Consider the following 24,591-nt stretch of genomic DNA (forward strand, 5'->3'; position numbering starts at 1 on the left):
CAAACCGGAGGAGATTGCATCTGCCATCAGACAGCATTGGTCTATTGAGAATAATCTTCATTGGCAATTGGATGTTACCTTTCGAGAAGACTACAGTAAAAAGGTGAAAAATGCAGCCAGAAACTTTTCGGTGGCAACAAAGATGGCACTTACCATACTAAAGAAGGATAAAACAACAAAAGGAAGTATGAATCTGAAAAGACTAAAAGCCGGATGGGATGAAAAATATTTGTCACAACTTTTACAGAACAATAATTTTTAATGCGTCTGCCCTGTTCTAGCATACACTAAGAATGGTGGGCTGGATATAAGCAAGAAGGCTGCAAATTTTACAAAATTTGCAGCCTTCTTGTTGTAAAAAATAGAAATAAAAAACCGGAAATCAGCTTTTGGAGTTTCTAATAAACATGGATACCGTTTATAATAAACTACTCCAAAGTTTATTATAAATATGAGATGCGTTTATGTATGAACCTGTCCATATTTTTGTATACTTCAAAACAAAAGCTTGGAATAGTGCCTGTCGGAGGTAACTATAATAAACAAATTAGGAAGTAATCTAATGATACAAGTTATTCGTTTTATGCAAAATTTAGACGTGAAGTTCCAGTATGAAACGGGTTCCTTTGGTATAGCCGATATCTAGCGTTAGGCTACCATTCATTTTTGCGGCGATAAGTGAGCAGATTGGTAATCCTAGCCCATCTCCTGTAGTGAGGTCTTTCACTTCCGTGAAAGGTTTGAAGATATTTTCCTGTTGCTCTGCCGGAATACCGATTCCCGTATCCGTCACGATAAACTGATGAGTGTGCGCACCACGTTTCTTGAACTCAAGGCTGATACGTCCTTGTTCGGTGTAGAAGGCTGCATTTCTCAATAAATAGAGAAGGATACGTTCCAGTTGTTCCTTGTTTGTCTTTACCTGAAGTTTGGGAGCATTAACTGAAGGAGTAACATCTATTTTTATATGCTCCTTAACCTTGTCCATTACATTTTCGCAGAAAGTACCTACGTTGATTTCACCCAATTCATAGAGTTCGGTTAATGAATTCTCTAATGAAGACAGCTCCTGGATATCATCGCTGAATTTCTTTAGAGCAGCGACCTGGCTCTGCATTTGGCTCGCTTCTTGAGGGGCTTTCTGTAAAAGTTCATTCGCAGAAGTAGCTAACGTATTCAAAGTCGGCTCCATCTGTGAAGATATGTTCTGTATGAATTTGGTTTTTAATTCATTATGTTCATTGGCAATCTTCACACTTTTCTTTAATTTGCGGTTGCCGGCGATAAATCTCAGTAATATGGCGGCCAGTATTGTCAGTCCGGCTACGAGGATGACTACAAGAACACACAGGCCTATAATGATGTATTGTTTGGCTGATAGCGTGTCGTCTTTTTCTTGTATAGTCAGTTGGCTTTCGTCATATTTCCTTTTCAGTACATTCAGTTCGTCTTGAGCTGTCAGCGCTTTCACGGAGTCTGTCCAAACGATGTAACTTTCATAGGTGCGTTCCATTAAAGGGGCGTTATTGGCTTTACGGGCAATTCCGATAAGGTTTTTGTAGCAATCACTCACTTTGGCGTAGTCTTTCTTTTCCTTGTATTGATTAATTAGTTTGCGGAAACAGGCATCACCTTGTGTGTTTTGGTTAAATGTATAGTAATAGTTGGCTTTTGTATACAGTAAAACTTCTGTCAGTGAGTCATTCTTGGCAAGGTTAGCGGTTTCTTCCAATTTATTCAGCTGTGTTTTTGCCTGAGCTGGATTTTTAAGTGCCGTGTACATCTGCAATCGCTCCTTGTTCACGAGGAAGCGGAGGTCATAAAAGACTTTCTTCTGATTTTGCTCTCCGGCCCATATAAGTTGGTCCATGTCACGACAAAGTTCGAATCCTTCTTTGTAAAAGTTCTCTCTGACGTATAAAGCATTAGCCTGAACACCACATTCTATTGCCTGTGGATAGTTTTCTCGGGTTGCAAATGCTTCGTATGCCTTTTTGAATAAGTAACGTGCTTTGATGTAATCTTTTTGATTGAGGCTACTTTGTGCTTGTTCTTTTAATTCTGTGGCTCTGTCTCGGGGAGTTTGAGCATAAGTCATTATACTCAAACAAAATGTCATTAAAATAGCTATTATCGATTTTCTCATATTAGAATTTATTTATTTGTTACAAATGTAAAACAAATATATGAAAAAAGATAGTGCTGATGATGAAATAATTCTCTTCTGTTTGTATTCATTGTTATTATCCTGCCCAGTTCTCTCTGTCGAGATTCCGATAACTGATAGCCTCTGCCAAATGATTGGGGAGTATTTGTTCTGCTCCTTCCAAATCGGCGATTGTACGGGCAACTTTTAAAATCCGGTCATAGGCTCGGGCAGACAGATTGAGCCGTTCCATAGCATTTTTCAGTAATGCGAGCCCTTTGGCATCTGGTTGAGCATACATTGCAAGCAGTTTGCTGTTCATTTGTGCATTGCAATAAATTCCGGTATATTCGGTGTAGCGTCTTTCCTGTATTTGACGGGCTTTTATCACTCGTTGCCTGATGATATTGCTCGATTCTCCCTGTCTTTGATCGGAAATCTTATCAAAGGGTACAGGTACAATCTCTATCTGAATGTCGATGCGATCTAATAATGGACCGGATATCTTATTCAAGTACTTTTGAACCTGTCCGGGGCTGCATACGCATGCTTTTGTCGGATGGTTGTAATATCCACAGGGGCATGGGTTCATGGATGCAATCAGCATCAGATTGGCCGGATAGCTGATAGTACTTTTGATGCGGGAAATAGTGATCTGGCGGTCTTCCAATGGTTGACGCAACACTTCCAACACTCCTCGGTTGAATTCCGGCAATTCATCTAAAAAAAGCACCCCATTATGTGCCAGACTGATTTCTCCGGGTTGTGGAAAACTACCTCCGCCAACCATCGCCACTTGGGAAATTGTGTGGTGCGGGTCGCGGAATGGGCGTTGGGAAATCAATGAGGACCCGCGTTTTAGTTGTCCGGCAACTGAATGTATCTTGGTGGTTTCTAAACTTTCGCCTAGTGAAAGAGGAGGAAGAATGGAAGGAAGGCGTTTGGCCATCATCGATTTACCGCTACCCGGAGCACCTACCATTATCAAATTATGTCCTCCGGCTGCTGCAACTTCTAGTGCCCTTTTTACATTCTCTTGCCCTTTAACGTCTGCAAAATCCAAGTCACAGTTCGTCTGTTGTTGATAGAATTCTTCCCGTGTATTAACAACAGTCGGCTCTAATTCGCGTTCATTATTGAAGAATTCGACGACCTCCTTGATATTACTGACTCCGTATACTTTTAATTGATTGACAACGGCCGCTTCCCGTGCGTTTTGTTGGGGGATGATTAGTCCTTCGAAACCATCTTCGCGCGCTTTGATAGCAATGGGAAGCGCACCTTTGATAGGTTGTATACTTCCGTCCAGACTTAGTTCGCCCATTAACAAATAGCGGGAAAACTTCTCGGAAGAGATTGTTTCGTTAGCTCCTAACAATCCGATGGCAAGAGGCAAGTCATAAGCTGAACCCTCTTTACGGATGTCGGCTGGTGCCATATTGACTACTATATTGCTAGTGGGCATTTTATAACCATTCACCAGCAATGCGGAGATAATACGTTGATGGCTTTCTTTGACCGCAGAATCCGGAAGGCCGACGAGATAGAACATACAGCCGCGCGAGCTGTTGACTTCGATTGTGATGAGTGTTGCATCAATCCCTTGAACAGCCGCTCCGAATACTTTAATTAACACGTTTGATTATTGATTATTTTTTCTTCTTATTGTCTTGTTTTTCCTTTTCTTCAGCAGCAGTGACTACTTCCTCAATTTTCTTCTTTAATTGTTCTCCTTTGAGGTTTTTCGCGAGAATCTTACCGTCTGCCGACAGAAGAATGTTGCTGGGAACTTGCTTGATGGCGTATTGTTTGGCTACTTCGGAATTTAGTCCGCCAAAATCACAGACTTGCTCCCAATTGAGCGTATCACGTTTTATAGCATCCTGCCATTCTTGTTTATCTATATCAAGGGAGATACCGAGCATGGCTATATGTTTGTTTTTCTTATATTTTTGATAGATCTCTTTTAACTCGGTATTGCTTTGGTGATTGGAAATGCTATCTCCCCATGAAGCCCAAAAGTTGATTAACAGGTTCTTTTTCTTGAAATCTTCTGATGACCGGGTAATTTTCTCTCCTTTTATATTAGATAGACTGAAAAAGGGGGCATATTTGCCTGTCCCTGTTTTCTCTGACAGAGAGATGGCTTCGTTGAGCTGTTCAATATACAGCTTGTCTTGCAATATTCCTGTCATGATTTCAATTAGCTTCTTTATTTTGTTGAAATCGGGCGAATCTTTCTGAACAAAGTATTTATCCAACAAGTAGAGGCTGACAAAAGAAGAATGATGCTTCATGATGAATTCTTCTGCTTTTTGCTCTAAATCTTTCTCGGATGGGGTAGGCAGGCTATTTAGTTCTTTCTGAAAGTTTGTAAACTCTTCATTATATATATTACCATTGATATCCAGATATTCCGGGTGATTGACATCTCCTTTTATTTTGATTTGATTTCCTTTGTCAAGGAAGATTGGATATTCTGTCTGATTGTCAATAAGTAAAAAGGCAGAAGTAATGGTGTCTATTGAAGCTGTATAAGAGAATTTATCGTTCTTCGCGAAAATGGTATCTATCCGGTCGAATGATTCGTCCATTCCATACAGATAAAGCGTATCTGTGCCCAGACCTTTGATTTCCCCGGTTATGCTAACCTTCTTTGAAGATTTACCACAACTGCATAGACAAATGATTATGAGGATTAAAATGCTACTCTTTTTCATTGCTTTGATTTCTTTTCTGCGAAAGTACGGTTTTTACAGATAAAAAAAAAGAATTGCCCGTCATTTATAATGACAGGCAATTCTTAATATTTAAAATAGAGTGGTAATTCTCTTATTTAATGATGTTCATGAAATCTGCATTTGTGAAGAATTTAGCAAATTCCAAGTCAGTAGCTGCTTTCTTAGCTAATGAAGAATCTTTAGCAACTGCGCTCTTCAAGCTGCTTGTTACCATAGAAGAATTATTAGTTCTAGCGCCTAAAACTGCCATCAGGTAGTCAGTGTAAGCATCAGGTCTTTCTACGTTAGCCAACGTGTTTTTAGCTTTGTTATAGTCCTTAGCAAGGATTTGAGCCAAAGCAGCACTGTTAGTCTTAGAGTCACCGAATGAGTTTACTGCTCTTTCATATTGACCTTGAGCGATGTACAGGTTACCCATAGATTCGCCAAGTTCTTTTGTGCCGGCAGCTTTACCGAAGTATGCTTCTGCAGCAGCTTTGTCACCCTTCATCAAAGAGATCAAACCTAAGTTCATGTTAACTTCAGGAGTAGCATTAACGCTGGCAGCTTTCTTGAAGTAAGATTCTGCTTTGTCAATGTTACCAGCCTGGTAAGCTAATTTACCTAAGTTGTTGTAACCACGGTAATCGTTCGGGAACTGTTTGGTAGCTTGAGTGTAGATAACTTCTTGCTTAGCAGGATCGCTAGTCAGTGTAGCAGCATACAGCAATTCTTCTACGTTCAGTTCAGAAGGATTAGAAGAAGCCAACTTAGCGATTTCTTCGTCAGACTTACCGATGATTTCATAGTTCAAAGTCAAACGAGAACGACGCAATTGAGGAAGAATAGTGTTAGCCAATTCTTTGTATACAGCAGAGATGTTTTTGATTTCGCTTTCTCTTTGAGCAGGATCTTGGTACATTGCAATAACGCGGAGAATCAACTCTTTGTCTTGGATGTTAGATTTAGAAACCAGTTCTTGGAAACCTTCCCAGTCCTGTGCAGTATATTTAGCATCGATTGGAGCATCGATTTTTGCTTTCTTCAGGTCTTTGCTCAACATTTTAGTTGTGTTGCCTTCACGGTTTTCAGCAAGAGTAGTATTCAAGCTTACACCACCATCAGGAGAAGCGTATGCAGAAACTTCGATGTTGCTGATCTTCTTGTTAGCAGCTTCGTTGACGTTAGCTACTTCTTTGTTGAATTCTTTAGCAGTCTTCAATTCGCTGGAACGAATGTTAGCTTGTTGGATCAAGAACATGATGTTGGCATCGTGTTTTTCTTTGATGATACGTTGGAAAGCGTCTTCGCCCAATGCAGGGTTAGCGTTACCTAATGTATTGTTTACTAATTCAGAAGTAGAGATTACACCATCAGCTATTTTCACAGCAGGAATAGTCACCACTTTCTTTCCGATAGTAGCTTTGAATTCCAGATACAATTCTGACTTAGCCATTTCAGGAACATAGTCAAAAGAAGTTTTCATCGTGTAGCTACCGCCCATCTTGTAAGAGATAGTCTGGTCGTTACCTTCCACTTTTTCACCTTGGAAAGTAGCTGGTTGGCCTTTAGCTTCGCCGCCATTCCATTTCAAAACCGGAGTAACTTCTACAACCGCTTTTTTGTTGAAATACTTTTCAGGAAATTTACCATTGATGGTCGCAGGAACTTTACCACCTACTGCCTCCAGCACTTGCGGAGTAACAGTGAAGTAATCAGCTGACAATTCACCCATTTTTTTGCTGCAAGAAGAGAATAATGCAACAACCATTGCCATGAGTAAAGGCAAGTACAACTTCTTAGTCATTTTAGGTATAAATTAAATGTTTGTAATTGAAATATCGTCTATTTGCCAATCTCCTTCTGCTCACACAGAAAAAGTAACGCAAAGATATTAATTCTTAATATAATTATATAGATAAGGGGGCGATTTTATCATAATTTAATGAAATAACTCCTCTTTTTCTTTCCTATACTTGATATTTCGTGGGTGATGCTCGATAATCTCACTACGAAGCATATTGCGGTCGATGTGGGTATAGATTTCCGTTGTCGCAATGGATTCATGTCCGAGCATACATTGAATGGCTCTCAAATTGGCTCCACCTTCCAGTAAATGAGTGGCAAAGGAGTGCCGGAAAGTGTGCGGACTGATGTTTTTGGTAATACCCGCTTTTTGTGCTAATTCTTTTATCATGTGAAAGATCATAATCCGGGAAAGACCTTTGCCTCTCCGCTGACTGACGAAAACGAAATCCTCATGCCCTTTTTTCACTTCAATCTGGTTACGGTCTGTGATGTAAAGCTTTATTTCATTAATAGCCCGGGGGGAGATTGGTACGAGTCGTTGTTTGCTTCCTTTTCCTTCTACTTTGATAAAGCCTTCATCAAAATAGAGGTCGGATAGTTTAAGGGTGATAAGTTCTGATACCCGAAGTCCGCAGCTGTATAGTGTTTCTAAAATAGCTCTGTTTCGCTGTCCTTCAGCTTTACTGCGGTCGACGGCGGAGATAATCCGGTCAATTTCCTCCACAGTCAGTACTTCGGGAAGTTTGAAACCTATTTTAGGGCCTTCTAATAGTTCACTGGGATCTGCTTCCAGATAGTTTTCGAGGATGAGGAAACGGAAAAATGATTTGATTCCTGATAAGATGCGGGCTTGTGAACGGGGATGAATGCCGATGTCATGTAATCCGGCCGCAAAACGTTGAAGATCGGACAGGCATACGTCCAATACGTAAATCCCTTCCAATGTCAGAAAGCTCATCAGTTTGTCCAGATCCGTCAGATAGGCATCCAGAGTATTAAGAGATAAGGACTTTTCGAGTTTGAGATACTGCTGATACTTCCTGATTATCAGCTCTTGTTGTTCCTTCTTATGCTTTTTTTCGTTGATTTCCATTTCTTTTTTCTACCTTTGCACATTCTTTCAGATACAAAGGTATAAAAAAACAGGATTGCGCGATGAAGATACAAATTATTAATGGCCCGAATATTAATCTGTTGGGTAAGCGTGAACCTTCCATTTACGGAAGCGTTACATTTGAAGATTACTTGGCTGATCTTCGCAAAAGATACGTTGACGTGGAGATCGACTATTTTCAATCGAACATCGAGGGAGAAATGATAGACTGCATACAGCAGGTGGGATTTGATGTGGATGGTATAATCTTGAATGCAGGTGCGTATACACATACTTCCATAGCTTTGCAGGATGCTATTCGTTCTGTGACATCTCCGGTGATTGAGGTGCATATTTCTAATGTGCATAGTCGCGAGTCTTTTCGGCACGTATCGATGATTGCTTGTGCTTGTAAAGGAGTGATTTGTGGCTTTGGGCTAAATTCGTACCGTTTGGCTTTGGAGGCTTTATTGGATAGATAATAAATAAGGTAATAATATATAATAGGTAGAAAGACTATGTTATTGAAACAGACTAAGATTGTGGCTTCCATCTCGGATAGACGTTGTGATGTGGATTTTATAAAACAGTTGTTTGAAGCTGGGATGAATGTAGTGCGTATGAATACAGCGCATGCTAGCCGTGAAGGTTTTGAAGCTTTGATTGCAAATGTACGTGCTGTGTCCAACCGTATTGCGATTTTGATGGATACAAAAGGTCCGGAAGTTCGTACAACGGCTAATGCAGAGCCGATTCCATATAAAATAGGAGAGAAAGTAAAGATTGTAGGTAATCCGGATTTGGAAACAACCCGTGAGTGCATTGCTGTTTCATATTCGAACTTTGTGTCTGACCTGAATATCGGTGGTACGATTCTGATTGATGATGGCGATCTGGAACTGGAAGTTATTGATAAGACGGATGGTTATTTGCTGTGTGAAGTTAAGAACGATGCTACTTTGGGAAGCCGTAAAAGCGTAAATGTCCCGGGTGTTCGTATCAATCTTCCTTCATTAACGGAAAAAGACCGTAACAATATTCTTTATGCTATCGAAAAGGATATTGATTTTATCGCTCACTCTTTCGTACGTAACCGTCAGGATGTACTTGACATACGTGAAATTCTGGATGCACATAATAGTGATATTAAGATTATTGCTAAGATTGAGAATCAGGAAGGGGTGGATAATATCGATGAAATCCTGGAAGTGGCAGATGGCGTAATGGTTGCTCGTGGTGACTTGGGTATCGAAGTGCCTCAAGAACGTATTCCGGGAATCCAGCGTGTATTGATTCGCAAGTGTATTCTGGCAAAGAAGCCGGTAATCGTTGCTACTCAAATGCTCCATACAATGATAAATAATCCTCGTCCGACTCGTGCGGAAGTGACTGATATTGCCAATGCAATCTACTATCGTACAGATGCTTTGATGTTGAGTGGAGAAACTGCTTATGGTAAGTATCCGGTAGAAGCGGTGAAAACGATGACTAAAATTGCGGCTCAGGCAGAAAAAGATAAACTGGAAGAAAATGATATCCGTATTCCGTTAGATGAGAATAGTAATGATGTTACGGCGTTCCTTGCTAAACAAGCAGTAAAAGCTACTTCTAAGCTAAAAATACGTGCTATTATCACTGATAGTTATAGCGGACGCACTGCTCGTAATCTGGCTGCTTTCCGTGGAAAGTATCCAGTGCTGGCTATCTGCTATAAAGAAAAGACAATGCGTCATTTGGCTTTGTCTTATGGTGTGGAAGCTATCTATATGCCGGAATTGGCTAACGGACAGCAATATTACTTTGCGGCATTGCGTCGCCTGTTGAAAGAAGGCCGTTTGCAACCTTCCGATATGGTCGGTTATTTAAGTAGTGGTAAGGCAGGAACAAAGACCTCATTCCTCGAAATCAATGTAGTGGAAGATGCTTTGAAGCATGCAGAGGAGACTGTATTACCAAACAACAACCGTTATCTTTAATTTTTAAAGAGGTAAGTTTTATGCAGGAAACCGAATCGATAGACGAATATATTTTGCAGCATATTGATCCCGAGAGCGATTACTTGAAATCGCTCTATCGGGATACGCATGTAAAGCTCCTTCGTCCTCGTATGGCTTCCGGGCATTTGCAGGGACGGATGCTGAAGATGTTTGTAGAAATGATTCAGCCTCGTCAGATATTGGAAATCGGAACGTATAGCGGCTACTCCGCCCTTTGTTTGGCGGAAGGTCTGCCGGAAGGTGGACTGTTGCATACGTTTGAGATCAATGATGAACAAGAGGACTTTACCCGTCCATGGCTGGAGAAATCACCGTTTGCCGATAAAATTCGTTTTTATATAGGTGATGCTTTAGAACTTGTTCCGCGTTTAGGTGTTACTTTTGATATGGCTTTTATTGATGGCGATAAACGTAAGTATATTGAATACTACGAGATGACATTGGCGTATCTTTCCGAAGGTGGATATATCATTGCTGATAATACTTTGTGGGACGGGCATGTGCTTGAACAGCCTCGTAATACGGATGCTCAAACAATTGGTATTAAAGCCTTTAATGATTTGGTAGCACAAGATGTGCGAGTGGAAAAAGTAATACTTCCTTTGCGTGACGGATTAACGATTATAAGGAAGAAAATAGTAAGTAGTAAATCGTAAAACAGTAAATAACTTTATGGAAACAACCAGACAGAATAAGATATCTCGCCTGTTGCAGAAAGAGCTAAGTGAGATATTCCTGCTTCAAACAAAGTCCATGCCGGGTACATTGGTCTCTGTTAGCGCAGTTCGCATCAGTCCTGATATGAGTATTGCCCGTGTCTACCTCAGTGTTTTTCCTTCAGAGAAAGCAGAAGAGATGGTGAAGAATATCAATAACAATATGAAATCCATTCGTTATGAGCTTGGGACTCGTGTACGTCACCAGCTGCGTATCATTCCTGAACTGAAATTCTTCGTGGATGATTCATTGGATTATATTGAGAAAATAGATTCATTGCTGAAGTGAAATAATTCATTACAGAGGTGAACTTCCCTTTTTATATAGCCAGGCGTTATCTTTTTTCAAAGAAAAAGCATAATGCTATTAATATCATATCCGGCATTTCTGTATGTGGGGTGGCTCTTGCTACACTTGCTTTGGTTTGCACTCTTTCTGTTTTTAATGGTTTTCAGGATATGGTGGCCAGCTTTTTTACGGCTTTTGATCCACAGTTGAAAATTACGGTCCGTGAAGGAAAAGTCTTTGATGCACAAGATGAACGGATTCGTGCCGTTTGTGCACTTCCTGAAGTGGAGGTGTTTACAGAGACGCTCGAAGAGAATGCAATGGTGCAATACAAGGACCGTCAGGCTATGGTTGTACTAAAAGGGGTGGAAGATAATTTTGAAGAATTGACGGCCATAGACAGCATACTTTATGGCGCGGGAGAATTCGTTCTTCATGATTCGATCGTGAATTATGGCGTCATGGGAGTGGAATTGGTTGCGACTTTGGGAACTGGTTTGGAGTTTGTCGATCCTCTTCAGGTATATCTTCCCAAACGAAATGCCAAAGTGAATATGGCAAATCCCGGCGCTTCTTTTAACCGTGATTATCTGTATTCTCCAGGTGTCGTATTTGTGGTGAATCAGCAAGAATATGATGGAAAATATATTCTGACTTCTCTCGATTTTCTTCGTCAGCTTCTGGATTATACAACAGAAGTCTCTGCGATGGAATTGAAATTGAAACCTAATGTAAATACTTCATCGGTACAATCTAAAATAGAAAACATACTAGGTGATGATTTTGTTGTTCAGAATCGTTATCAGCAGCAGGCAGATGTTTTCCGTATTATGGAGATAGAGAAGCTAATCTCTTATTTGTTCCTCACTTTTATTTTAATGATAGCCTGTTTTAATGTGATAGGCTCCCTTTCTATGTTGATCTTGGATAAGAAGGATGATGTAGTAACTTTGCGGAGTCTTGGAGCTAGTGATAAACTCATCTCCCGAATATTCCTCTTTGAAGGACGTCTCATTTCTCTTTTTGGCGCTATTTCCGGTATTGTCCTGGGCTTAATCCTATGTTTTATACAACAGAAATTCGGTATAATTTCATTGGGAGGCGGTGGTGGTACTTTTGTTGTAGATGCCTATCCTGTCAGCGTTCACGCTTGGGATGTCGTATTAATCTTTATCACAGTTTTAGCCGTTGGTTTTCTCTCCGTATGGTATCCTGTACGTTATCTAAGTAAGAGACTTTTATAGCTAAATGGTAATGTTTTTATTATAGCCATTTTTCTATAATTGATAACTTTTAATTCCTTTTTATGGTGTTTTATTTTCGTAATTGATACGATACTGCTATATTTGGCTCAATTTTGTTAATTGGAAATAATCTATAAATACTTCTGTGAAACTTGAGAATAATGAAATATGTAGAATAGTAGACGGCGATGAAATTGCTTTCAATCGTTTTATGGAGCATTATTCTTCGCGTTTATATCACTATACATTTGCGCTACTTGGCCAGAAGGAGTCAGCTGAAGAGATTGTGAGTGATGTTTTTTTTGAAGTTTGGAAAAATAGAAAAAGTCTGGCTGAAATTGGCAATATGAATGCTTGGATCCAGACAATCACCTATCGAAAAGCGATTTCTTTTTTGCGGAAGGAAACTGGAAAGTATGAATTGTCATTTGATGATATCGAAGATTTTATTTTTGAGCCGGTTCAATCTCCAGCCGAGGAGATGATTAGTAAGGAAGAAATGGCTAAAATTAATGACGCCATTCAACAACTTCCTCCCAAGTGTAAACATGTCTTTTTCTTAGCAAAAATAGACGGGCTTCCTTATAAAGATATTGCAGATATGTTGAACATATCAGTGAAGACTATCAATAACCATATTGCTTTTGCGTTAGATGAAATTGCTAAAAGATTGAATATGAAATCTCGCAAGAGCTAAGTTTTTTACTCTCCTGCATTATTAATGCCTTATTTTTTCACATAGCTAACTCCACTTTTATTCTTTTTACCCGAAAAATGAAAAAAATCATTTTTGACTGGGAGATTTTTTTTTTAGTTGCGTCTTTATCTATAGAACAACATTAAAATAGGATTATGAGCTTGAAAGAATACCATCGTCTCGCAGATTTATTTAGTAAATTGAATTCTCAAGAAAATATTGAGGATGATTTTACTTCTATGCCTGATGCTGAGAAGTTGAAATTCTTTTGGGAAAATTGTGTGCAGGAAAAGATTGATTCATCTTCTATCATAGAGAAGACTCAACGAAAGATGCGAAAAGATGCTATGAAGCGCAGAAAGAAATATTTCTTAGTTGCTTCAGCTTCTATTGCTGCTTCCTTTTTGATTTGCATTTCAACTATTTATTTTTTTAATCAGAATGGAAGTGTTAATTTAGACTTCCAGGCTATTGCTGAAGAAATGGATAGCCAATCTGTTGAGGAAGTGACTCTTATTACTTCCAAGGAACAGCTTAATTTGGATGAAGATGTTTTCATTAAGTATTCGAAAGAGGGGAAAGTTGCTGTCAATTCACAAGTGATAAAAGAGAAAGAAGAGAAAACCAAAGAGGAACAAGAATATAATCAGTTGCTTGTCCCTGCGGGGAAAAGGGCTAGAGTAGAATTGTCTGATGGGACTCGGCTGGTCGTTAACTCCCAGTCAAAAGTGATTTATCCTCGTTGTTTTAAAGGAGACATTCGTAAAATCTATGCCCAAGGAGAAGTTTTCCTGGAAGTTGCGCATGATAAGAAACATCCTTTTATAGTGGAGTCTGATGATTTTAAACTGCAAGTGTTAGGAACGAAGTTCAATATCTCGAATTATAAAGGAGGAACAACTAATATTGTATTGGTGGAAGGTGCGGTAGAAGTTACTGATAAGAATGAAAAGAAAGCACGTTTGAATCCTAATGATCTGTTGAATATAGCAAATGGTACAATTGCTTATCAAAAGCAAGTTGATGTAGCAGAGTATATTAGTTGGGTAGAGGGGATTATGTTATTGAATGGTAATGATTTGTCGCAGATCATTCAAAGACTAAGCATCTACTATGGTATATCTATTCAATGTGATCCAATTATTGGTAAAGAAAAAGTGTATGGGAAATTAGATTTGAAAGATGATATAGACGAGGTGATTGAATGTATTCAGCAAACCCTGTCATTCACGATCGAAAAAAGTGATACTAGTATATATTTAAATAAATAATTTTTTTAATTAATCTTTTAATATGTTTGCCTATGAAGAACAGACTGCCATTATGACAAAAAAAATCGGATAAATATTGCCGTATTTACCCGATAGTAATTCCCTAGTTAAATCAATAAATCCAAAATTGTTAACCTAAAAAGAAATTTTTATGGTAAAGAAAACTATTTTTTTACACTTAAAGAAAAGACTTAAGCTTTTTTGCATTATAAACGTCTTTTTTATGATTCCATTCTCTTCATTCGGTACTAATTCTATTAGTTGGAATTCCGAAGAAGATTTATTCTCAGTACAGTATGAGAATGTTACAGTTAAAGATATTTTAGATTATATCGAAAAACATAGTAAGTATATTTTTATTTACTCTGCTAATGTTCAGAAAAATCTGAATAACAAAGTCTCCATTTCAGTTTCCAATAAGAAAATAGATGCTGTATTAAAAGAGTTGTTCTCAGAGACAGGACTGAATTATAAGATGTCGGGAAGACAAATTACTATTTCGGTGCCAGAAGCTCCTAAAGTACAGCAAACTATACAACAAAAGGGTATTAAGGTAACAGGTAACGTTTCAGATGAAAAAGGTGAGCCTTTGATTGGTGTAACAATCATTTTGAAAAATGATTCCACAGTGCATGCATTGACAGACATGAATGGTAATTATAGTATTATTGTTCCTGAAAGAAAATCTGTGCTTTCTTTCCGTTATATTGGTTTTATTCCTAAAGAAGAGGTTGTTAATAACCGAAAGGTTGTTAATGTACAAATGGTAGAAGATGTTGGTCAATTAGATGAGGTTGTAGTGGTTGCCTATGGCGCACAAAAGAAAGAGTCTGTTGTTGGTTCTATCACAACGATTGAACCTGCAAAGTTAAAGGTTTCTACTACTCGTTCAATAAGTAATAATCTGGCTGGTACAGTTGCCGGTGTATTAGCTGTGCAACGTTCTGGTGAACCGGGATATGATAATTCTTCTTTCTGGATTCGTGGTATTAGTACATTCCAGGATGCCGGACAAAACCCATTGGTTTTGATTGATGGTATAGAACGCGATTTGAATAATATTGATCCTGAAGAGATAGAATCTTTTTCTGTGTTGAAAGATGCTGCTGCAAGTGCTGTTTATGGAGTGCGGGGAGCTAATGGTGTTATTTTAATTAATACAAAACGCGGACAAGTTGGTAAACCTCGTGTGACTGTAAAGGCTGAATTTGCAGCTACACAGCCAGTTAAACTTCCCGAGTATTTGGGTGCGGCAGATTATATGCAGGTTTTGGATGATATCTTGATGGATACAGGACAACAGCCTAAATATACAGATCGTATTGCAAAAACTCGTGCAGGTTATGATCCTGATTTATATCCGGACGTGAATTGGATGGATGCAATTGCAAATGATTATGCTTCGAATCAGCGTGTAACAGTAGATATTTCTGGTGGTACGGAGACATTACGTTATTCTTTTGTTGCTGCTGCGTATAATGAACGTGGTATTTTGAAACGTGATAAAAGCTATGATTGGGATCCTACTATTAAATTGCAACGTTATAACGTTCGTTCTAATGTGGATTTGAAATTAAGTCCTACTACGCAATTACGTTTTAATATTGGTGGATATTTGCAAGATAGAAATTCTACAACGAAAGATATATCTCAAATTTTCCAGAAAGCGTTCGTTGCTGTACCTCATGCTTTCCCTGCACAGTATTCCAGTGGACAGATACCGACAACAGAGGAGCCAAACGTTTGGGCATGGGCTACTCAAAGTGGATATAAAAGAAGAAGTGACAGTAAGATTGAAACACTGTTTTCTGTAGAACAAGATTTGAAATTCTTACTTCCGGGATTGAAAGTAAAAGGTACATTCTCATTTGACAGGTTTTCTTCAGGTACTGTTTCTCGTGGAAAGACACCGGATTATTATGTACCTGCTACAGGACGTGATGATGAAGGTAATTTGATTATAGCATCAAAATCCAATGGTACTAATTTCCTGGATTACTCAAAAAGCGGTGACTATGGAAATAAGAGCGTATATATGGAAGCAACTTTGTCTTATGACCGTACATTCGCAGAGAAACATTCCGTTGCTGCAATGTTATTGTTTAATCGTCGTAATTATGATGATGGAAGCAAGTTGCCTTACCGTAATCAGGGATTGGCAGGACGTGCATCTTATACCTATTCGGGTAAATATGTAGGTGAATTTAATTTTGGCTATAATGGCTCTGAAAATTTTGCCAAAGGTAAACGTTATGGCTTTTTCCCTTCAGGAGCAATTGGCTGGATTGTATCGGAAGAGGCATTTATGCAACCATTGCGTAAGGTCATATCTAAATTGAAATTGCGTGCGTCTTATGGTCAGGTAGGTAATGCTAATTTAGGTGGACGCCGTTTTGCGTACCTTTCTACAATTACCGATGACTATGATACATTAAACATGTATAAATGGGGATTGGATAGTAGTTATGGTTTAACTGGTATGGCGGAAGGTGAGTTTGCTGTACAAGATTTGACGTGGGAGATTGTTAATAAGATGAATTTGGGGGTTGAGCTAGGTTTCCTGAATGGTATGATTGATTTGCAATTAGATTATTTCGACGAACGCCGTAAAGATATATTTATGCCACGTGAGTCTGTTCCGATGACGGCTGGATTTATGAAGCAGCCTTGGAAGAATTTTGGAAAAGTGACTAATCAGGGTGTAGAAGTTTCCTTAAATGTTAATAAACAGTTTGGCAAAGACTTATTTGTCAGCTTAATGGGAACATTTACCTATGCTCATAATGAAATAACAGAAAAGGATGAACCTAGTGCAGTAGTTGGTACTAACCGTGCTGAAACAGGACATCCGGTAGGGCAATTAACTGGCTATATAGCAGAAGGTTTGTTTACAGAAGACGATTTTGAAGACGTAAGTACAGGTAAACTGAAAGAAGGAATTCCGACTCAAAGTTTTGTAAGCAAACTCCGCCCGGGAGATATCAGATACAGGGATGTCAATGGTGATGGTAAAGTGGACGTATTTGATAAATCGCCAATCGGAGGAACAAAAGATCCGGAGATAGTATATGGCTTTGGACTGAATATGAAATATAAGGATCTAGATTTTGGAGCTCTCTTTCAAGGAATAGGTCGTAGTTGGAATATTTTAGGATCAAGCATTATTCCGGGTGCCAATAGAGGAGTGACAGGCAATATGTTTACTAATGCAAATGATCGTTGGACTGTAGACAACCCAAGTCAGAACGTATTTTATCCGCGATTGGATGACGGTATAAATAGTAATAATAACCAACCATCTACATGGTGGCTGCGGAATATGAGTTTTTTACGTTTAAAAAACATTGAACTTGGTTATTCCTTACCAAAGAATTTGTGGAGAAATACTACAGTTATATCAGGCATTCGTCTTTTCGTGAGAGGAACAAATCTTTTAACATTCTCAAAATTTGATTTGTGGGATCCGGAAGTCGAAAATACTACAGGGGCTGCGTACCCAATTATGAAATCGTTATCTGCAGGTTTTGAAATTAAATTCTAATAATAGCGCATATGAAAAATAGCATATTAAAATTTATAGTACTAAGTATTATTACGACATTTACTTTTTCTTCTTGTTCTGATTATCTGGATAAGCAACCGGATGACCAGTTGGATTTAGAATCAGTATTTGAGAATAAAAAGAATATGGAACGTTGGCTGGCATATATTTATCGCGGCCTGCCCGAATATTATACTTATGATGGTCCCGATGCCATAGCTGATGAACTGATTCCTTCAGTTGGTTGGGAAGCGCAAGGATTTAAAGCCATTCAATATCAAAAAGGTAACTGGACAGCAGACAATCCCGGGGTAATTGCTTATTGGAATACTTATCCCAAATATATTCGTTCTGCTTATTTGTTTATAAAACATGCTCACCCATTGGAGGCTGTACCGGCTGAAGAAGTAGACTTTATGAAAGCTGAATGCCGTTTCTTTATAGCTTATTATAATTCTATGATGGCTATAGCTTATGGTTCAGTTCCTATTATTCGCGAGGCTAGTGAAAGTACTTCGGCTGATGATCTGATGTTGAAACAAGAGCCGTTTTATAATGTAATTGATTGGGCAGATCAAGAAATGCTGGAAGCTTCAAAACAATTGCCTGCCACTCAAACTGAAGATAAGAAATATGGCCGTGTGACTTCTGTTGGATGTTTGGCAATGCGTGCTCGTATGTTATTATTTGCTGCTAGCGACTTGGTGAATGGTAATCCTGCATTGGCGAATATAAAAAACATTGATGGAACCCCTATCTTTAATTCTGCACATGATCCGGAACGATGGAAAAGAGCAGTAGATGCTTGTAAACTGGTTATCGATGAGGCGGAAGCCGCTGGCTATCATTTGCATTATGAATATTTGGATAACGGTGATATTGATCCTTTTCTTTCTTATCAGAATGCAGTGATGAAGAGATGGAACGAAGCTAACAGAGAATTACTGTTTGTTCGCACAATGGATTCCGGTGGATGGTATGATAAAAACTGTATTCCACGTGGTTTGGGTATTAATGGAGTGGGAGCGATCGGAATAACCCAATCTTTGGTTGATGCTTTTTTCATGAGAAACGGTCAAAGACCTATTATAGGTTATAATTCGGATGGTTCTCCTAAAGTTAACCCTGATGCTAATTATTCAGAGACAGGCTTTAGTACGCAAAAAGAGACCTATTCTACAAAGTGGCAGTATGGGTCTTCAGAAGGAGATCGTAATAAAGATGAAAATGTAGTTGTAGATGCCAATACCTATAAAATGTATTGTGACCGCGAGCCTCGTTTTTATATTTCAGTACTGCATAACGAACAATGGCATATTGGTGGTAAGAGAAATACAGATTTCTATATGGATGGTAAAGACGGTGGTCCTTCTCATGACGCTCCATGGAGCGGCTATCTGGTACGTAAGAGAGTAGATCCATCTGCAAATCCCAAAGAAGGTAGTGGAGATTATAAAAACCGTCATGGTGCATTATGTCGTTTAGCAGAGATCTATTTAAGTTATGCTGAGGCGTTGAATGAATATAGCATTGAGAAGGGCACTTATACTGCCAATCAAAAAGAGATTCTGAAATATGTCAATTTGATTCGTGAGCGTGCGGGTATTCCCGAATATAGTGTTTCAGCTGAAGAAGGCAAGATAACAGCCCCATCAGATCCTGTAGAAATGCGCGAGTTAATTCGTCAAGAAAGGCGTGTGGAATTGAATTGTGAATCTGGACTTCGTTTTAATGATCTGCGTCGCTGGAAATTAGCCGAGAAAGTATTGGATGGTGATTTTTATGGCATGAATGCTTATATTAAAGTATCCGATGCGGACTATAGAAATAAATATTATACTCGTACAGTATATCAGACACGTAAATTTATAAGCTATTGGTGGCCTATTCCACAGGACGATATTGATAAGAATTGGAATTTGGTACAAACTCCTGACTGGACCGTCGGAAACCAATAAATAGTTATAATATTAATATATTGAATATAGATATGAAAAACGGATATATATTTAAGAAGAACCTTTTACGGTTCTTCTTCCTGACACTTGCTTCGTGTTTCATAGTAGCATGCAATGATGATGACGATGCTACTAATTCGCTCGACAATCGTACAAGTTTAGTTCTTACTCCTTCTGATTATGAAATAGAACTCAAGGAAGATACCCCGGATGAGGTTGCATTGACGTTAAACTGGACGGAAGCTGACCCAATAGGCTCTGACTATTATATTTCCTATCTTTATAAAATGGATCTGGAAAATAACAGTTTTGGAACAAACACAATGATAAGGGAGTATATTGATGATGATTTTTCTAAAAGTTATACTCATAAAGAATTGCAGAGTTTATTGGTGTCAAAGTGGAAGCAGCAGCCTGGTGATTTAGTAAAGTTACAAGCCCGTATTATCGGTTCTGTAGAAGGACCTAAGTTTGTAAAACCGGAAGTTTCTACAGTTACTATAAAAGTAAAGATGTATTCTGAAAAGACTTTTGTAGCAGACCATCTTTATATGTCAGGCACAGCTGTTGATGGTGAAGATCTTGAAATCTTGCCAATGGAAAGTCAGCCGAAGCGTTATGTTTCCATTTGTGACTTGAAGGCAGGTAATCTTCACTTCCCGATTGTTTGGAAAGATGAAAATAAGATTAATGCCATCTCACCAGTTGCTGCAGAACAACAGATAACTGATGGAGCAATGGAAGCTAAAATTAAGGGGATAGATAATGCTGGATATTGGGTGATTCCTGAAGATGGGCAGTATCGTGTAGTGGTAGATTTTGAAACACGTACCGTTACTATAGGTTTGGCTAGTAATTTTATAGAAGCTGATAAAATCTATATTGCCGGAACTTGTGTTAGCGCAGATGTAGAGATGACTCGCACGATAGAAGATGAAAATCAATATGCGTTCCATGCAGAACTGCAACCAGGTACTATTTATTTCCCGATCTTGTTTAATGGACAGAAAGATATGGCTATTGCTCCGGAAGAATCAGGCGATTTTACAGATGGTACAGCAATGAATATCTCGACAATGAGTCCGGAAGCAGCTGCGCTTGGTTATCATTGGAATATTAAGATTGCGGGTGTCTATCGTATTGTGATTAACATAAATACTAAAAAAGTTACGATTTACTCCCCCGAAACAGATCCTAAACCAATGGTTGTTTCGTGGACATGGAACAATAATACGGTGACTACCACTATCGAAAGAGTCTTTATTTGGGGACCATACGATGGATGGGCTAAAGATGGCACTGGTGATACAGGATTCACTATGGCTCATTCTATGACACCTAGTTTGGCAAATCCTTATTTGTTTATATACAAAGGAGCGGAGTTACCCAGAAAGAACTCCATTAAAGACAAAGATGGAAATGCACATCCGGGTGGATTGAACTTTAAAGTCGGACCGCAAAGTGCAGGTTGCTATACCTTTGGCTCAACAGCAGATGCCATCAGAGGATCTTATGACGGTTGCCTTGATATTGCAGAGAGTGACTACAATCAGAAACAGACTGTAGTCGGAGGGCAATCTCACAACCGCTATGCCTTCTTTAGTGTACCTGTAGGAGTTAATTACATAGAATTAGATATTAAAGAACTGACAGTCTTCTTTGATAAGAGATAATCAAGCAGGATAAAATTAAGAGTGCTATATCAATCTCGTGATTTTTATATGAATAAAGAGAACAATGATATAGCACTCTTTAAAAAAACAATTAGTAGTATGGTTATAAGAAAGATTAGTTATTATAGAGTAATTGTGTCTCTTTGTCTGTTTATGTTCCTTTTATCTCCTGTTTTCGGAGACGAGATTTCAGCCGTTTCATTTGATAAGGAACTACCGGAGAATAACATAGTTACGATTCAGCCTGATTCTTTGCGTATTCTTCATAACCCGCTTACAGGATGGGTGCTCTATGCAAGTATGGGAGTGGATGCTGCGGATTTTTGGGCACAGTATGACCATATGTATATTCCTGAACTGGGACACAATGTTAGTGTGACAGATTATGCTCATACGCTTTATATTCGCGCTAGTTGGACAGATTTTAATCCACAGGAAGATGTATATGGTTGGAAAATAGATTCTAATTTAAGAGCATATATTGAAGGAGCTTATCAGCGGAATATGCGTTTGGCATTTCGTGTTGTAGTTGACAGTCGTGATAAGAGAACAGAATTTACTCCTCAATTTGTAAAAGATGCCGGTGCAAAAGGATTTATGAATAAAGGTAAATGGTCACCTTATTCTGACGATTCAGTTTTTCAGAAGTACTATACTAAATTTGTGAAGGCCCTGGCTAAAGATTTCAACGATCCTTCGAAAGTTGAATTTATAGATGGATTCGGACTTGGGAAATGGGGAGAATATCATACAATGATTTATTCAACAGGTGATGATACTCCAAAGAAAGCAGTTTTTGATTGGGTGACAGATATATATTCTCAAGCTTTTGATAAAGTTCCAGTAGTAATTAACTACCATAGATGGATTGGTGCGGGAAAAGATTGGGTAGATGATGAACATTTTGCTGCTGACAGTGAAGAAATGTTGGAAGAAGCAATCAAGAAAGGATATTCATTGCGTCATGATGCATTTGGCATGACAACCTATTATGGCAGTTGGGAGCGTAGGTTCGCAAAAAAATATCGTAATATCTGCCCCATTATTATGGAAGGTGGCTGGATTGTCAAATCACATAGTTATTGGCAGGATCCTAGAGGATATCGCAAGGATTCACACGAGGACGTAAGACGCGGTGAGTTTGATGACAGCAAAGAGGCACATGTCAATATGATGGATTTCCGTTTTGGCGATACAGAGTCTTGGTTTAAAGATGCTTTTGATTTAGTACGCCGATTCCTTCGGGAAGGCGGGTATAGGCTCTACCCCAGTGAGATCTCTTTACCGTTAGAAGTCTCTAAAAAAACAACTCCGACTATTAAACATTGCTGGAACAATATGGGATGGGGGTACTGTCCTACTAATATTCCGCAATGGAATCAAAAATATAAAGTAGCTTTCGCTTTGCTCGATTCTGAAACGAATGAGGTGCGATATACATTTGTGGATACGAATACAGATTTATCCAAGTGGATAAAAGGAAGTCCCGCTGAATATGTATTTGAGCCGGATATGTCCAAAGTTGAAACGGGTACTTATGTTTGGGCTGTGGGCCTGGTTGACCGGAGTAATAAAGATCTCATAGGGCTGGACATTGCCGCCAAAGGGGATATATTGGATTCGGGCTGGTTAAAATTGTCGAAAGTAAGCATAAAAAAATAAGAGCTATAGGTATGAAGATTAATTTTCAAAATATGTGCAGTTTGAGAAAAATAAGTTGTGGGCTTATTTTTTCTATGGCTATATCATTAGTCGCTTGCGGCAGTGATAATGATGAAGAAGGAGGTGGTAATGGTGATGATGGTTTGGTAGAAGATACTTCTATTCCTGGAAACAGCATTGTCACGGTAAAGCAGAATCGAAATATCATTTTGCATAATCCTCTTTCCGGATGGGTATTATATGCGGGTATTGGTGATGGTTTATCTTCCACATTCTGGCAGGATTATGATAATTTTCCGTCATCGGAAGGCACTGTAAAGGTCTCTGATTATGCAAATACCTTATACCTTCGTGGTGCCTGGGCTGATTTTAATCCTGAAGAAGGAAAATATGCATGGAACTCCGATTGTGATACCCCTTCGGCTAAGCGACTGAAGATGTTGATAGAGGGAGCTAAGCAAAGAAATATGAAATTGGCCTTTACTTTTGTGGTGGATAGCCGTGATAAGCACTATAATTTTACTCCGAATTTTGTAAAAGAGGCTGGCGCGAAAGGATATGAAACACAAACAGGTTCAGTAAAAGTATGGTCTCCCTATCCGGATGATCCTATTTTCCAGAAATATTATGAGAAATTTATCAGGGCTTTGGCTAAGGATTTTAATGATCCCGACAAAGTACAGTTTGTAAGTGGTTCAGGATTTGGAAAATGGGGAGAGTATCATAGTGTATGGTACTATCAGGTGCGTGAGTTGGGAAAACCGGAGCTGCCGACTCGTGAGGCTGTTTTCGATTGGGTGACAGATTTATATTCTCAAGTATTTGATAAAGTTCCTGTGTTTGTAAATTATCATCGTTGGATAGGTACAAGTAAAGAATGGGATGGCAATAACTATGATAAAGATACTGAAAGATTAATAGGAAAAGCAGTAGCTAAAGGATATTCATTACGTCACGATGCGTTTGGTATGAAAACTTATTATTCTACTTGGGAACGCAATTTTATAGCCAAGTGGAAGTATCTCGTTCCTGTAGTAATGGAAGGTGGCTGGGTGAAAAATTCTCATGGAAACTCGATTCAGGGAGATGGATATGCCAATTATGCAGAAGTACGTCAGGGTGAGTTTGATGAGGCTAAAACAGCCTGCGTCAATATGATGGATTTACGCTATAATTCAGACTTTCGCAATGGAGAAACTTATTCATGGTTTAATGAAGCTTTCCAATTAGTTAAACAATTCTGTACAGAAGGAAGCTACCGTTTATTTCCGGACAGAATTTCTTTGCCTACAACTATCTCTAATGGTAAACAGATTGAAATAGCGCACCGTTGGAATAATTTTGGTTGGGGATATTGTCCGACGAATATTCCCCAGTGGAAGAATAAATATAAAGTGGCTTTTGCTTTATTGGACATCAAGAATGATAAACCGAAGTATGTATTTGTTGATGGAGAACCGGAAGCTTGTGATTGGGTGAAAGGTACGGCTAAATCATATACGTTTACAACCCGGGTTGAAGGCGTGGAGGCAGGTAAATACATGTGGGCTGTTGGTATTGTTGACACGGCAAAGCAGAATGAGATTGGAATTCACCTTGCTGTGAAGAACAATGTAACATCTGCCGGATGGTTGAAATTATTTGAAGTTACCGCTCGGTAAGTCATAGTCAATTGCTACGAGATACATTAATTGTTGGAAATGAATGTATTGGCAGGTCATAGTTCTCCGGTTCGTTGGGCATATATCTCCAATGAACTGATTGTAAGTATCTGG

17 protein-coding genes and 1 pseudogene are annotated in these 24,591 nt (G+C 38.8%); 13 read left to right on the forward strand and 5 right to left on the reverse strand.

All coding sequences use genetic code 11. The features are described from left to right. Positions 1-262: pseudogene (locus tag HMPREF0106_RS22325) on the forward strand (ISAs1 family transposase); the annotation flags it as partial. 330 nt (positions 263-592) lie between these two features. Here HMPREF0106_RS22325 and HMPREF0106_RS22320 read toward each other — a convergent pair. The 5 genes from HMPREF0106_RS22320 to xerD form a co-directional block, all read right to left on the reverse strand. Next, positions 593-2,119, reverse strand: a complete 1,527-nt coding sequence (locus HMPREF0106_RS22320; RefSeq protein ID WP_009038885.1) for a sensor histidine kinase — start codon at positions 2,117-2,119, stop codon at positions 593-595. A gap of 124 nt (positions 2,120-2,243) precedes the next feature. Next, positions 2,244-3,782, reverse strand: coding sequence for a YifB family Mg chelatase-like AAA ATPase (locus HMPREF0106_RS22315; RefSeq protein WP_008023278.1), 1,539 nt, complete (start codon positions 3,780-3,782; stop codon positions 2,244-2,246). Positions 3,783-3,795: 13 nt separating this feature from the next. Continuing rightward, positions 3,796-4,866: a TlpA disulfide reductase family protein gene (locus tag HMPREF0106_RS22310; protein ID WP_004323054.1), complete on the reverse strand. Its 1,071-nt coding sequence runs from the start codon at positions 4,864-4,866 to the stop codon at positions 3,796-3,798. A 112-nt stretch (positions 4,867-4,978) separates the two neighbouring features. Next, positions 4,979-6,673 carry a tetratricopeptide repeat protein gene (locus HMPREF0106_RS22305; RefSeq protein ID WP_004323056.1) on the reverse strand — a complete coding sequence of 565 codons (1,695 nt, stop codon included), beginning with the start codon at positions 6,671-6,673 and terminating at the stop codon, positions 4,979-4,981. Between the two features lie 135 nt (positions 6,674-6,808). Further along, positions 6,809-7,768, reverse strand: a complete 960-nt coding sequence (gene xerD, locus HMPREF0106_RS22300) for a site-specific tyrosine recombinase XerD (protein ID WP_004317151.1) — start codon at positions 7,766-7,768, stop codon at positions 6,809-6,811. A gap of 62 nt (positions 7,769-7,830) precedes the next feature. Here xerD and aroQ point away from each other — a divergent pair, with 62 nt between their 5' ends. From aroQ to HMPREF0106_RS22240, 12 genes are all read left to right on the forward strand, one after another. Beyond that, complete coding sequence (gene aroQ / locus HMPREF0106_RS22295; RefSeq protein WP_004311171.1) at positions 7,831-8,250, forward strand: type II 3-dehydroquinate dehydratase; 420 nt, start codon at positions 7,831-7,833, stop codon at positions 8,248-8,250. A 36-nt stretch (positions 8,251-8,286) separates the two neighbouring features. Continuing rightward, positions 8,287-9,744, forward strand: coding sequence for a pyruvate kinase (gene pyk / locus HMPREF0106_RS22290; RefSeq protein ID WP_004317152.1), 1,458 nt, complete (start codon positions 8,287-8,289; stop codon positions 9,742-9,744). Positions 9,745-9,764: 20 nt separating this feature from the next. After that, positions 9,765-10,421: an O-methyltransferase gene (locus HMPREF0106_RS22285; protein ID WP_004311173.1), complete on the forward strand. Its 657-nt coding sequence runs from the start codon at positions 9,765-9,767 to the stop codon at positions 10,419-10,421. Positions 10,422-10,437: 16 nt separating this feature from the next. Beyond that, positions 10,438-10,770: a 30S ribosome-binding factor RbfA gene (gene rbfA / locus HMPREF0106_RS22280; RefSeq protein ID WP_004296522.1), complete on the forward strand. Its 333-nt coding sequence runs from the start codon at positions 10,438-10,440 to the stop codon at positions 10,768-10,770. Between the two features lie 17 nt (positions 10,771-10,787). Further along, on the forward strand, positions 10,788-12,014 hold the full coding sequence (locus HMPREF0106_RS22275) for an FtsX-like permease family protein (RefSeq protein ID WP_009038886.1): 1,227 nt from the start codon (positions 10,788-10,790) through the stop codon (positions 12,012-12,014). A 145-nt stretch (positions 12,015-12,159) separates the two neighbouring features. Next, complete coding sequence (locus HMPREF0106_RS22270; RefSeq protein WP_008642439.1) at positions 12,160-12,711, forward strand: RNA polymerase sigma factor; 552 nt, start codon at positions 12,160-12,162, stop codon at positions 12,709-12,711. Positions 12,712-12,866: 155 nt separating this feature from the next. Further along, positions 12,867-13,982 carry a FecR family protein gene (locus HMPREF0106_RS22265; RefSeq protein ID WP_009038887.1) on the forward strand — a complete coding sequence of 372 codons (1,116 nt, stop codon included), beginning with the start codon at positions 12,867-12,869 and terminating at the stop codon, positions 13,980-13,982. Between the two features lie 151 nt (positions 13,983-14,133). Continuing rightward, complete coding sequence (locus HMPREF0106_RS22260) at positions 14,134-17,523, forward strand: TonB-dependent receptor (RefSeq protein WP_008642443.1); 3,390 nt, start codon at positions 14,134-14,136, stop codon at positions 17,521-17,523. Positions 17,524-17,534: 11 nt separating this feature from the next. Then, positions 17,535-19,481: a RagB/SusD family nutrient uptake outer membrane protein gene (locus tag HMPREF0106_RS22255; protein ID WP_008642445.1), complete on the forward strand. Its 1,947-nt coding sequence runs from the start codon at positions 17,535-17,537 to the stop codon at positions 19,479-19,481. 32 nt (positions 19,482-19,513) lie between these two features. Continuing rightward, on the forward strand, positions 19,514-21,154 hold the full coding sequence (locus HMPREF0106_RS22250) for a SusE domain-containing protein (protein ID WP_009038888.1): 1,641 nt from the start codon (positions 19,514-19,516) through the stop codon (positions 21,152-21,154). Positions 21,155-21,253: 99 nt separating this feature from the next. Then, positions 21,254-22,816 carry a hypothetical protein gene (locus HMPREF0106_RS22245; RefSeq protein WP_032850974.1) on the forward strand — a complete coding sequence of 521 codons (1,563 nt, stop codon included), beginning with the start codon at positions 21,254-21,256 and terminating at the stop codon, positions 22,814-22,816. Between the two features lie 11 nt (positions 22,817-22,827). Then, positions 22,828-24,477: a hypothetical protein gene (locus HMPREF0106_RS22240; protein WP_004317162.1), complete on the forward strand. Its 1,650-nt coding sequence runs from the start codon at positions 22,828-22,830 to the stop codon at positions 24,475-24,477. The last annotated feature ends 114 nt before the right edge of the window (positions 24,478-24,591 follow it).

The organism is Bacteroides sp. D22 (assembly GCF_000163675.1).
Lineage (GTDB): Bacteria > Bacteroidota > Bacteroidia > Bacteroidales > Bacteroidaceae > Bacteroides > Bacteroides xylanisolvens.